The 12149-nt window shown below is 71.3% G+C and carries 11 protein-coding genes and 1 riboswitch; of the genes, 1 reads left to right on the forward strand and 10 read right to left on the reverse strand.

The genetic code is table 11. From position 1 onward, the window contains the following. Positions 1-96 precede the first annotated feature (96 nt). The 10 genes from ACIPXM_RS12935 to ribD form a co-directional block, all read right to left on the reverse strand. Positions 97-1134 carry a hemolysin family protein gene (locus ACIPXM_RS12935; RefSeq protein WP_401654890.1) on the reverse strand — a complete coding sequence of 346 codons (1038 nt, stop codon included), beginning with the start codon at positions 1132-1134 and terminating at the stop codon, positions 97-99. Further along, entirely contained in the window at positions 1131-2648 is a 1518-nt protein-coding gene (locus tag ACIPXM_RS12940; protein ID WP_401654891.1) for a hemolysin family protein, read from the reverse strand. The genes ACIPXM_RS12935 and ACIPXM_RS12940 overlap by 4 nt, the downstream gene beginning before the upstream one ends. 244 nt (positions 2649-2892) lie before the next feature. Further along, positions 2893-3351, reverse strand: coding sequence for a PH domain-containing protein (locus ACIPXM_RS12945; RefSeq protein WP_401654892.1), 459 nt, complete (start codon positions 3349-3351; stop codon positions 2893-2895). A gap of 219 nt (positions 3352-3570) precedes the next feature. After that, entirely contained in the window at positions 3571-4419 is an 849-nt protein-coding gene (gene hisG / locus ACIPXM_RS12950; RefSeq protein ID WP_401654893.1) for an ATP phosphoribosyltransferase, read from the reverse strand. A 205-nt stretch (positions 4420-4624) separates the two neighbouring features. Continuing rightward, entirely contained in the window at positions 4625-4897 is a 273-nt protein-coding gene (locus tag ACIPXM_RS12955; RefSeq protein WP_401654894.1) for a phosphoribosyl-ATP diphosphatase, read from the reverse strand. A gap of 34 nt (positions 4898-4931) precedes the next feature. Then, entirely contained in the window at positions 4932-5417 is a 486-nt protein-coding gene (ribH, locus tag ACIPXM_RS12960) for a 6,7-dimethyl-8-ribityllumazine synthase (RefSeq protein WP_401654895.1), read from the reverse strand. An 80-nt stretch (positions 5418-5497) separates the two neighbouring features. Continuing rightward, positions 5498-6778 (reverse strand): bifunctional 3,4-dihydroxy-2-butanone-4-phosphate synthase/GTP cyclohydrolase II, encoded by a 1281-nt coding sequence (locus ACIPXM_RS12965; protein WP_401654896.1) that lies wholly within the window; start codon positions 6776-6778, stop codon positions 5498-5500. Continuing rightward, positions 6775-7356, reverse strand: a complete 582-nt coding sequence (locus tag ACIPXM_RS12970; RefSeq protein WP_401655204.1) for a nicotinamide riboside transporter PnuC — start codon at positions 7354-7356, stop codon at positions 6775-6777. The genes ACIPXM_RS12965 and ACIPXM_RS12970 overlap by 4 nt, the downstream gene beginning before the upstream one ends. A gap of 56 nt (positions 7357-7412) precedes the next feature. After that, positions 7413-8021, reverse strand: coding sequence for a riboflavin synthase (locus tag ACIPXM_RS12975; RefSeq protein WP_401654897.1), 609 nt, complete (start codon positions 8019-8021; stop codon positions 7413-7415). A gap of 2 nt (positions 8022-8023) precedes the next feature. Further along, a complete protein-coding gene (ribD, locus tag ACIPXM_RS12980; RefSeq protein ID WP_401654899.1) occupies positions 8024-9151 on the reverse strand; it encodes a bifunctional diaminohydroxyphosphoribosylaminopyrimidine deaminase/5-amino-6-(5-phosphoribosylamino)uracil reductase RibD in 1128 nt (375 codons plus the stop codon). A 176-nt stretch (positions 9152-9327) separates the two neighbouring features. Beyond that, positions 9328-9457, reverse strand: a riboswitch (FMN riboswitch). 265 nt (positions 9458-9722) lie between these two features. Between ribD and ACIPXM_RS12985 the strand changes: the two genes are divergently transcribed. Beyond that, complete coding sequence (locus ACIPXM_RS12985) at positions 9723-12113, forward strand: chitinase C-terminal domain-containing protein (protein ID WP_401654900.1); 2391 nt, start codon at positions 9723-9725, stop codon at positions 12111-12113. Positions 12114-12149: the final 36 nt, after the last annotated feature.

The raw sequence follows: 12149 nt of genomic DNA on the forward strand, positions 1-12149 counted from the left end.
TCCGGGATGTTGGATCCGGGACGTCGGATAGTGGATGTTGGATCCGGGGTATCCGATACCGGATATTGGATCCCGGATCCACAAACACCCCCCGGCTCAGCCCGTCAGCACCACCCGGTGCGCCGGGTCCCGCACCTCCCCCACCAGCATCTCCAGGACGTCCTCCAGGGCCACAAGCCCCAGCACCCGCCCCGACGGATCCGCCACCTGCGCCAGATGCGTCGCCGCCCGGCGCATCACCGTGAGGGCGTCGTCCAGCGGGAGTTCGGCCCGCAGCGTGGCCATCGGGCGCCAGACGGCCTGCGGCACCGCGCGCTCCCGGTCCTCCAGGTCGAGGACGTCCTTCACGTGCACGAAGCCCATGAAGGTGCCCCGGCCCTCGGTGCGGACCGGGAAGCGGGAGTAGCCGGTGCGGACGGTCAGTTCCTCGATCTCCCGTGGGGTGACCGAGGGCGGCACGGTGATCAGCGCGGCGGACGGGATGAGGACGTCCGTGACCGGGCGGGTGCCCAGTTCCAGGGCGTCCTCAAGACGTTCCTGCTCGGCCGGGTCGAGCAGACCCGCCTGGCCCGCGTCCTCGACCAGACGGCCGAGCTGGGCGCTGGTGAAGACGGCCTCCACCTCGTCCTTGGGCTCGACCTTGAAGGCCCGCAGCACCAGCCGGGCGCAGGCGCCCAGCGCGCTGGTCACCGGGTGGCAGACCCGGGCGAAGGCGACCAGGCCCGGGCCCAGCATGAGCGCGGTGCGCTCGGGGTCGGCCATCGCCAGGTTCTTCGGGACCATCTCGCCGATCACCAGGTGGAGGAAGACCACCGCGGCGAGGGCGATCACGTACCCGAGCGGATGGATCAGCCCGGCCGGTACTCCGACGGCGTGGAAGACCGGTTCGAGCAGGTGCGCCACGGTGGGTTCGGCGACGGCGCCGAGGGTCAGCGAGGCGATGGTGATGCCGAACTGGGCGGCGGCCATCATCCGCGGCAGGTTCTCCAGGCCGTACAGGACCTGGCGGGCCCGTTTGCCGCCGAGCGGTTCGATCTGGCTGCGGCGGACCGAGACCAGGGCGAACTCCGCGCCGACGAAGAAGCCGTTCGCGAGGACCAGGAATCCGGCGAAGAGCAGAGGAAGCAGGCTCATCGGACCGCCTCCGCGGCGCGCGGCGCGGCAGATCCGAGCGGGCCGGACCCGAGTGGATCGGATCCCACCGCACTGGATCCGACCGGACTGGATCCCACCGCAATGGATCCGATCGGACTGGATCCGACCGGACCCGAACCGAGACGGCCGGACCCGCCCGACGCGGCGTCCGACGAACCCGATCCACCCGACGCGGTGCCCAGCGGCGCCGTCCGCATGATCCGGACCCGTTCGGCGCGGTAGCGGTCGACCTGGCGCACCGAGAGCCGCCAGCCGGGGAGTTCGGCCCGGTCGCCCGGGGCGGGGATGCGCCCGAGCAGGTCGGCGACGAGCCCGGCGACCGTCTCGTACGGGCCGTCGGGCACGTCGAGTCCTATCCGGTGCAGGGTGTGCACCCGACAGGAGCCGTCGGCCTCCCAGGTCTGGTGGCCGTCCTCGGAGGGCACGGCGGCGAGTTCGGGCCGTTCGTCGGCGGCGGTGTCGTGCTCGTCGCGGACCTCGCCGACGAGTTCCTCGACGATGTCCTCCAGGGTGACGACCCCGGCGGTGCCGCCGTACTCGTCGACGACGACGGCGATGGGCTGTTCCCGGCGCAGCCGCTCCAGGAGGGTCTGGGCGGGCAACGACTCGGGGACGAGCAGTGGCGGGACGGCGATCCGGCCGACCGGGACCCGGTGCCGCTCGTGCGGGACGACCGCGAGGGCGTCCTTGAGGTGGACCATGCCGACGATCTCGTCGATCCCCTCCCGGTAGACCGGGAAGCGGGAAAGGCCGGTGGCCCGGGTGAGGTTGAGGACGTCGGCCGCGGTGGCGTCCGCCTGGAGCGCGCTCATCTTCACCCGGGGGGTCATGACGTGCTCGGCGGTGAGTCCGCCGAGCGAGAGGGTCCGTACGAAGAGGTCGGCGGTGTCCTGTTCGAGGGCACCGGCCTGCGCGGAGTGGCGGGCCAGCGAGACCAGCTCGCCGGGGGTGCGGACGGAGTCGAGCTCGTCGGCCGGCTCGACGCCGAACAGCCGGACCAGCCGGTTGGCGACGGTGTTGAGGAGCGCGATCACGGGGCGGAAGGCGCTGGAGAAGACGTGCTGCGGTCCGGCCACGAAGCGGGCCACCTGGAGCGGCCGGGAGACCGCCCAGTTCTTCGGCACGAGCTCGCCGACCACCATCTGCACGGCGGCGGCGAGCAGCATGCCGACGAGGACGGCGATGCCGGAGACGGCCCCTTCGGGCAGTCCCGTGGCGGTCAGCGGCCCGTCGAGCAGCCCGGCGAGCGCGGGCTCGGCGAGCATGCCGGTGACGAGCGAGGTGATGGTGATGCCGAGCTGGGTGCCGGAGAGCTGGAAGGACAGCTCGCGCAGGGCGCGGACGACACCGCGGGCCCGGCGGTCGCCTTCGGCGGCGGCACGCTCGGCGTCGGCGCGTTCGACGGTGACGAGGCCGAACTCGGCGGCCACGAAGAAGCCGTTGGCCAGGATCAGCAGGAACGCTGCCGCGAGCAGCAGGAGGGAGACGATCATGCCGCCGCCTCGGGTGAGAGGGCGGCGCGGGTACTACCGGACGATCCGTCCATTGCCGGAGGGAGTCACTCCTCGGGTTGTAGGGCGGCCTCGCGGGCCGCCGGCGGGCGGCCCTGCACAGCGCGAGGCGGTGGTGCCGCTCGGCACCACCGCCACCAGATTAGTCACGCCCGAGCCGCCACGGGCAGGGGGTCGGCCCCGTATGGGGGACGGATCAGGGATGCCCCGCCCCCGGCCCCCCGCGCTATGCCCGGTGCTCGGCGCCGGTGCCGTGGCTCTCGGCGAGGGCCCGCAGCGCGCGGGCGTCGCGGATCGCGGCCTGCTTGGCGACGCCCGGCTGGATGCCGAGGGCCGGCATGCTGGTGCCGTCGCTGAGGTCGAGGAACACCCAGGGGTCGCCCGGGCGCAGGTTGACCCGCAGGATCTCGGCCCAGGCCAGCCGCCGGGTCCTGGTGATGTTGACGACCGTGACGCCCTGGTCGTCGGCGACCACCTTGGGACGGCTCAGCATCACGAGCACGCCCAGGAACAGGGCGGCGGTGAAGACGAAGCTGACCCGCTCCCCCGGGTTGAGCCGCTCCAGCATCAGCGCGACGGCGGTGATGACGACGAACATCGTCACGCCGACGGTCAGCAGCACCGCCCGGGTGCGGCCGGGTCGGAAGGTGACCGGGAGGACGGGGGCGGGGGCGTCGGTGGTCATGCGGTTTCCCGGGTTCGTCGTGGAGCGGCGGGGCGCGATGCGGTACGGCGCGGAGCGCCACGCCAGGGAGCCGTACGGCATGAGCGTACGGCGTGGCGGCGGCGGCCCGAGCACCGGGTACGGGCTCCGGAGCGGCGCGCCGACACCCGGACACCGGACAGTCGGGCCCGGGCCCGACGCCCCGACCCTAGGCCCGGGCACCCCGCCCCGTCTGTCGCCTCAGAGACGGCAGGCGTGGATCGCCGTGGTGAGGATGGCGCGGGCGCCCAGCTCGTACAGGTCGTCCATGACCTTCTGCGCCTCCCGCGAGGGGACCATGGCGCGGACCGCGACCCAGCCCTCGTTGTGCAGCGGCGAGACGGTGGGCGACTCGAGGCCCGGGGTGAGGGCGACGGCCTGCTCCAGGTGCTCGGCGCGGCAGTCGTAGTCCATCATCACGTACGACCGGGCGACCAGGACGCCCTGCAGGCGGCGCAGGAACTGCAGCACCTTGGGCTCGTCGACGGGGGCGCCGACCTGGCGGATCACGACGGCCTCGGAGGTGAGGATCGGCTCGCCGATCACCTCGAGTCCGGCGTTGCGCAGGCTGGTGCCGGTCTCCACGACGTCGGCGATGATCTGGGCGACGCCCAGCTTGATCGCGGTCTCGACGGCGCCGTCGAGGTGCACGACGGAGGCGTCGACGCCCTGCTCGGCCAGGTGCTTGGCGACGATGCCCTCGTAGGAGGTGGCGATCGTCATCCCGTGGAAGTCCTCGGGGCCGTTGGCGGTGCCCGGGCGGGTGGCGTAGCGGAAGGTGGACCGGCCGAAGTTCAGCGGCAGGATCTCCTCGGCGTTGGCGCCGGAGTCGAGCAGCAGGTCGCGGCCGGTGATGCCGATGTCGAGCCGACCGGACGCCACGTAGATCGCGATGTCCTTGGGGCGGAGGTAGAAGAACTCCACCTCGTTGTCCGGGTCGACGACGACGAGTTCCTTGGACTCCTTGCGCTGCCGGTAGCCCGCCTCATGGAGCATCTCCATCGCAGGTCCGGAGAGGGAACCCTTGTTGGGGACGGCGATGCGCAGCATGGGGTGGGCTTCCTTTGCCTCAGGTGGTGTCTTCAGGGACTACTGGGACTTCTGGCTGTGACTTCTGTGACTTCGGGGTACGTCAGGGCAATTCCGGGGCTTCCGGGGCCTCTGTGCCCCCCGGGGCCCCTCGGGCCTGGACCTATGCCTGGACCTGTGCCTGGACCTGGATCCGATCCGGACCCCCGGGGGCCGTACGTACGCCTCAGAGATGGGCGTAGACGTCGTCGAGGGAGATCCCGCGCGCGACCATCATCACCTGGACGTGGTACAGCAGCTGGGAGATCTCCTCGGCGGCGGCTTCCTTGCCCTCGTACTCGGCGGCCATCCAGACCTCGGCGGCCTCCTCGACGACCTTCTTGCCGATGGCATGGACGCCCTTGCCGACCAGTTCCGCGGTACGGGAGGTCTCCGGGTCGCCGGTCTCGGCCTTGCGCGAGAGCTCGGCGAAGAGCTCTTCGAAGGTTTTGTTCGCCATGATGTCCTTAGAGTACGGGGTGTGACGTGCCCGCTCAGCGCCAGGGTTCGCTGACCGTCCGCAGGATGGTCGCGGTGGCGACGGCGGCGGTGACGGCCTCGTGGCCCTTGTCCTCGGTGGAGCCTTCGAGGCCGGCCCGGTCGAGGGCCTGCTGCTCGGTGTCGCAGGTGAGGACGCCGAATCCGACGGGTACGCCGGTGTCGATCGAGACCTGGGTGAGGCCGTGGGTGACGCCCTGGCACACGTACTCGAAGTGCGGGGTTCCGCCGCGGATGACGACGCCGAGGGCCACGATGGCATCGTAGCCCCGCTCGGCGAGCGTCTTCGCCACGACCGGGAGCTCGAAGCTGCCGGGGACCCGCAGCAGGGTGGGCTCCTCGATGCCGAGCTCGGCGAGCGCGCGCAGGGCGCCGTCGACGAGGCCGTCCATGATCTTCTCGTGCCACTGGGCCGCGATGACGGCCACTCGCAGGTCGCCGCAGTTCTTCACGCTGAGGACGGGTGCGCCCTTGCCGCTCATGTCTCTCCTTGTCGATGTGCCGATGTGCCGATGTGCAGGTGGTACGGACGGGTCTTGCCGAATCGCGCCGGAAGGTCTTCCTACTGGTTGCCGCAGGCCGGCGCGACCGCGCCGTCGAGCCAGGGCAGGTCGTGGCCCATCCGGTCGCGCTTGGTGCGCAGGTAGCGCAGGTTGTGCTCGCCCGCCGTGACCGGCATGGGCTCGCGGCCCTCGACCGTGAGGCCGTACCGGGTGAGGGCGTCGATCTTGTCGGGGTTGTTGGTCATCAGGCGCAGGCTGCGCACGCCGAGGTCGGTGAGGATCTGCGCGCCGGCCGCGTAGTCGCGGGCGTCGGCGGGCAGGCCGAGTTCCAGGTTGGCGTCGAGGGTGTCCCGGCCGCGCTCCTGGAGCTCGTACGCGCGGAGCTTGGACAGCAGGCCGATGCCGCGGCCCTCGTGGCCGCGCAGGTAGACCACGACGCCGCGGCCCGCCGTGGTGATCCGCTCCATGGACGCCTCCAGCTGGGGGCCGCAGTCGCAGCGCAGCGAGTGGAAGATGTCGCCGGTGAGGCATTCGGAGTGGACCCGGACCAGGACGTCGGAGCCGTCGCCGATCTCGCCGTGGACGAGGGCGACGTGCTCGACGCCGTCGACCGTGGAGCGGTAGCCGTACGCGGTGAACTCGCCGTGCGCGGTGGGGAGGTGGACCTCGGCCTCGCGGCGGACGGTGGGTTCGGCGGAGCGGCGGTAGGCGATCAGGTCCTCGATGGAGATGATCGTCAGGCCGTGCTTGCGGGCGAACGGGATCAGCTCGGGCAGCCGCAGCATGACGCCGTCCTCGCCCGCGATCTCGACGATGGCGCCGGCCGGGCGGAGTCCGGCGAGCCGGGCCAGGTCGACGGCGGCCTCGGTGTGGCCGTTGCGGGTCAGGACGCCGCCGGACTTGGCGCGCAGCGGGAAGACGTGGCCGGGGCGGACGAAGTCGCCGGGCTCGTGCCGGCCACCGGCCAGCATCCGCAGGGTGGTGGCGCGGTCGGCGGCCGAGATGCCGGTGGTGACGCCGTGGGCGGCGGAGGCGTCGACGGAGACGGTGAAGGCGGTCCGCATCGACTCGGTGTTGTGGTCGACCATCTGCGGCAGCTGGAGGCGCTCCAGCTCCTCGCTCTCCATGGGGGCGCAGATCAGGCCGCGGCACTCGCTCATCATGAAGGCGATCACCTCGGGGGTGGCCTTCTCGGCGGCGATGACGAGGTCGCCCTCGTTCTCGCGGTCCTCGTCGTCGACGACGACGACGGGGCGGCCCGCGGCGATGTCGGCGATGGCCTGTTCGACCGGGTCGAGGCTGAGGTCCGAGGCGTCGAACAGCAGGGGCGCGGTGCTCATGCGGCCGCTCCTTCCAGGGCGGAGGGAGCGGTGCGGGACCGGAGCCACCAGTCGCGCATGCCCCAGATGACGAGGGCGAAGTAGATGACGTACACGAGGCCGGAGAAGGCGAGGCCGCTGTTGAAGGCGAGCGGGACGCCGACCAGGTCGACGAGCAGCCAGGCGAACCAGAACTCGACGAGGCCGCGGGCCTGGGCGACCATCGCGACCAGCGTGCCGACGAAGATGTACGCGTCGGCCCACGGGCTCCAGGAGAGCGACGGGTACAGGGTGAACAGGCCGCCGACGGCGAGGGTGCCGGCGACCGCGCCCGCCAGGAGCAGTCCGCGCTCCTTCCAGCTGGCGAAGCGGACCGCTATGGAGCCGTCCTGGGCCTGCTGCCTGCCGCGGTTCCACTGCCACCAGCCCCAGGCGGCGACGCCGATGACGAGGAGCTGCTTGCCGACGCCGCCGGAGAGGTGGGCGGAGGCGTAGGCGCCGACCAGGATGACGCCGGAGAGCAGCTGGGCGGGCCAGGTGAGGATGGAGCGGCGCCAGCCGAGCGCGAGGGCGATCAGACCGATCGTGTTGCCGATCATGTCGGACCACAGGATGTGCTGGTCGAGGACGGTGAACGCCTCGGAGTTGAGCCAGTTCACTTGACGTTCTCCTGTGCGTTCGGGCCGAGCAGCCGCTCGACGTACTTGGCGATGACGTCCACCTCGAGGTTGACCGGGGCGCCAGGCTGCTTGATGCCGAGCGTGGTCAGGGCGAGGGTGGTGGGGATGAGGCTGATGGTGAACCAGTCGTCGCCGACCTCGACGACGGTGAGGCTGACGCCGTCGACGGTGATGGAGCCCTTCTCGACGACGTAGCGGGCGAGCGCGGCGGGCAGGCCGACGGTGACGACCTCCCAGTGCTCGGAGGGCTCGCGGCGCAGGATGGTGCCGGTGCCGTCGACGTGGCCCTGGACGATGTGGCCGCCGAGCCGTCCGCCGACCGCCATGGGGCGCTCCAGGTTGACCCGGGAGCCGGTCTCCAGGGCGCCGAGCGAGGACCGCTTGAGGGTCTCGGCCATCACGTCGGCGGTGAACTCGCCGTCGCCGTGCTCGACGACGGTGAGGCAGACGCCGTTGACGGCGATCGAGTCGCCGTGCCGGGCGCCCTCGGTGACCACGGGGCCGCGCAGGCGGAAGCGCGAGGCGTCCGTCAGCTGCTCGACGGAGACGACCTCGCCCAGCTCTTCGACGATTCCGGTGAACACGGTCAGGCTCCCTTGGGGGTGACGGGCGACGAGGTGGTGAAGGCGGCGGCTTCCGCCGTCGGGACGGTGGCGGTGACGCGGAGGTCGGGGCCGATCCGGGTGGTCTCGGTGATGTCGAGCCGCAACGCGTGCGCGAGGGTCCCGATTCCCGCGTCGCCGAGGGCCTGCGGGCCGGAGCCGAGCAGGACCGGGGCAAGGTAGCCGACGACCTGGTCGACGGCGCCGCCTTCGAGGAAGGCGCCCGCGAGGGTGGGGCCGCCTTCGAGGAGCACGGAGCGGACGCCCCGCGCGTACAGCTGGGTGAGCAGGTCGTGGACGCCGATCCGGCCGTCGTGCAGCGGCAGCCGGAGGATGTCGACGCCGGGCAGGTGCCGGGTGTCGGCGTCCTCGCCGACGACGAGCAGGGTGGGTGCGGTGTCGTCGAGGAGGCGGGCGGTCGGCAGCAGGGTCGCGTGGGTGTCGAGGGCGACCCGGAGCGGCTGGGTGACGCCCTCGATGCCGCGGACGGCGAGGTGCGGGTCGTCGGCGCGCAGGGTGCCGCCGCCGACCAGGACCGCGTCGGCCTCGGCGCGCAGCCGGTGGACGTCGGCGCGGGACTCGGCGGAGCTGATCCAGCGGGAGGTGCCGTCGGCGGCGGCGATCCGGCCGTCGAGGGTGGCGGCGTACTTCCAGCGGACGAAGGGGCGGCCGGTGCGGACCGCGGTGAGCCAGGCGAGGTTGCCGGTCTCGGCCTCGGCTTCGAGGAGGCCCTGGGCGACCTCGGTGCCGGCCGCGCGCAGGGTGTCGGCGCCGCCGGTGGCCTGCGGGTTCGGGTCGCCGACGGCGTAGTGGACGCGGGCGATCCCGGCCTCGATCAGGGCCTGCGCGCAGGGACCGGTGCGGCCGGTGTGGTTGCAGGGTTCGAGGGTGACGTACGCGGTGCCGCCGCGGGCCCGGTCACCGGCCGCGCGCAGGGCGTGGATCTCGGCGTGCGGGCCGCCGGCGCGCTGGTGGTAGCCCTCGCCCACGGTCTCGCCGTCGGCGTCGGTGATGACGCAGCCGACGACGGGGTTGGGGCTGGTGGAGCCGAGACCGCGGGCGGCGAGCGCGACCGCGCGTCGCATGGCGGTGATGTCGGCCTGGGTGGCCACCGGGTCCTCCTGCCTCTTCGGGCACGGACTCCGGGGCCTGTCGATGACGACAGAGAGCGGGCAGGACACCGGACACAGGGTGCGCCGAGGCCGCGTACGCGGGGACGCCGCGGCCCGGATACGGGTACGGCGACCAGCGGACGTACGGCCGGCACACCCCTGACAGGGGTCGCCCGCCGCGCACTGCCTCCCATCCGGACTTTCACCGTCGGTCCAGGAATTTCACCTGGTCAACCGGCCGCTGGCTGCGGACGGGTCGCGGACTATACCGCCGGTTCGGAATTACACCGACCCCGGAGTGCGCTGCTGCTGATACAGGGCCAGTGTGCCACGGCCCGGAACCGGCCATACGGGCGAAGTCCTGTGGGCTGGATCACATCCGGGACACGGATCGGCGTCACCCTGTCACGAAATCCTTCGTTGGTCCAGACCTATTGACGCACTGGTCTAGTCCTCTTAATCTCCGTTTCACCTCCCGAGGCACGGCCCGCCGGGGTGCGCACTCCCTGGGCCCAACACGACCCACCCCCTTGTTCGTTGTGTTCTTCCCACTCCCCAGGAGGCACCGATCGTGTTGTCCCCCACGAAGAAGCGGGCTTCGCTGCTCGCGTCCGGCGCCGCCGTCGCCGGGCTGCTGGTCAGCTCGCTCGCCGGAGGCGTCTCGTACGCCGCCGACAACGAGTCCTGTCGCCCGGACGGGCTGTACAAGACCCCCGGCGTCGACGTCCCCTACTGCTCGGTCTACGACACCGAGGGCCGCGAGAAGATGGGCGCCGACCACCAGCGCCGGGTCATCGGCTACTTCACCGGCTGGCGCGACGGCAAGAACGGCCAGCCCGCCTACCTGGCCAAGGACATCCCGTGGGACAAGATCACCCACATCAACTACGCCTTCGGCCACATCGGCGGTGACAACAAGCTCTCCGTCGGCACCGACGGTCCGAACAACGCCGCCACCGGGATGACCTGGCCGGGCGTCGCGGGCGCCGAGATGGACCCCGCGTACAGCTACAAGGGCCACTTCAACCTGCTCAACAAGTTCAAGAAGCAGCACCCGAACGTCAAGACGCTGATCTCGGTCGGCGGCTGGGCGGAGACCGGCGGCTACTTCGCGGACAACGGCGACCGGGTCAACTCCGGCGGCTTCTACTCGATGGCCACCAACGCCGACGGCTCGGTCAACCAGGCGGGCATCGACACCTTCGCCGCCTCCTCCGTCGACTTCATCCGCAAGTACGGGTTCAACGGCGTCGACATCGACTACGAGTACCCGACCACGATGAAGGACGCGGGCAACCCGCTCGACTGGCAGCTCGCCAACGCGCGCCGCGCCGGTCTCGTGCAGGGCTACGCGGCCCTCATGAAGTCCCTGCGCGAGAAGCTGGACGTGGCCGGTGCCGCCGACGGCAAGCACTACCTGCTGACCGTCGCCGCGCCGTCCTCCGGCTACCTGCTGCGCGGCATGGAGACGTTCCAGATGCAGAAGTACCTGGACTACGTCAACATCATGTCCTACGACCTGCACGGTGCCTGGAACGAGTACGTCGGCCCGAACGCCTCGCTGTTCGACGACGGCAAGGACGCCGAGCTCGCCGCCGCCAACGTCTACGGCAGCCAGCAGTACGGCAACATCGGCTACCTCAACACCGACTGGGCCTACCACTACTTCCGCGGCTCGATGCCGCCCGGCCGGATCAACATCGGCCTGCCCTACTACACCCGCGGCCACAAGAACGTGCAGGGCGGCACCGACGGCCTGTGGGGCAAGGCGAGCGCGACCAGCTGCCCCGCCGGAGCCGGTCTGACCAAGTGCGGTGACGGCGCCGTCGGCATCGACAACCTGTGGCACGACAAGGACACCAACGGGCAGGAGTCGCCCGCCGGTTCCAACCCGATGTGGCACGCCAAGAACCTCGAGAAGGGGATCGTCGGCGACTACGTCACCCAGTACGGCTTCCCCGCCAACACCACCCTGACCGGCACCTACGCCCGCAAGTACGACTCGACCCTGGTCGCGCCGTGGCTGTGGAACGCGCAGAAGAAGGTCTTCCTCTCCACCGAGGACGAGCAGTCCGTGGCCGCCAAGGCCGACTACGTGGTCAACCGCGGCATCGGCGGCACCATGGTCTGGGAGATGGCGGGCGACTACGCCTGGAACGCCACCAAGGGCCAGTACGAGATGGGCTCCACGCTCACTTCGCTGATGTACGACAAGTTCAAGGCGGCCACCCCGTACGGCGCCAAGAAGTCCAACAAGGCGCTGCCGACCCAGGCCGTGAAGATCGACACCCAGTTCACCGAGTTCAAGCTGGGCGACTCGAACTACCCGATCACCCCGAAGATCAAGATCACCAACAACACCGCGACCGCGCTGCCCGGCGGCACGGAGTTCCAGTTCGACTACGGCACCTCGGCCCCGAGCAACGCCTCCGACCAGTCCGGCTTCGGCACCAAGGTGATCAGCAGCGACCACACCGGCAGCAACGTGGGCGGTCTGAAGGGCGACTTCCACCGGGTCTCGCTGAAGCTCCCGGCCTGGCAGTCGCTGGCCCCCGGCGCCACCGTGGACCTGGCCTTCAACTACTACCTGCCGGTCTCGACCCCGTCGAACTGGACGGTGACCATCAACGGCACGGCGTACGCGCTCGCCGGTGACCTGGCGCGCGGCACCACCGTGGTGGAGCCGGGCGGCACGACCCCGCCGACCACCCCGCCGACCACGCCGCCCACCACTCCCCCGACGACGCCGCCCACGACCCCGCCCACCACGCCTCCGACCACCCCGCCGACGACGCCGCCGACCGGCTGCGCCAACCCGGCGTACGTGGCCGGTTCGGTCTACACCGGCGGCCAGACCGTGTCCCACAAGGGCCACAACTGGAAGGCCAAGTGGTGGACCCAGAACGAGGAGCCGGGCACGACCGGTGACTGGGGCGTCTGGCAGGACCTCGGCGCCTGCTGAACCCGCTGACCCCTCGTGTCCGTGCTACGAGGTGTC

The organism is Streptomyces sp. NPDC090025, from assembly GCF_044748125.1.
In the GTDB taxonomy this organism is placed as follows: Bacteria; Actinomycetota; Actinomycetes; order Streptomycetales; family Streptomycetaceae; genus Streptomyces.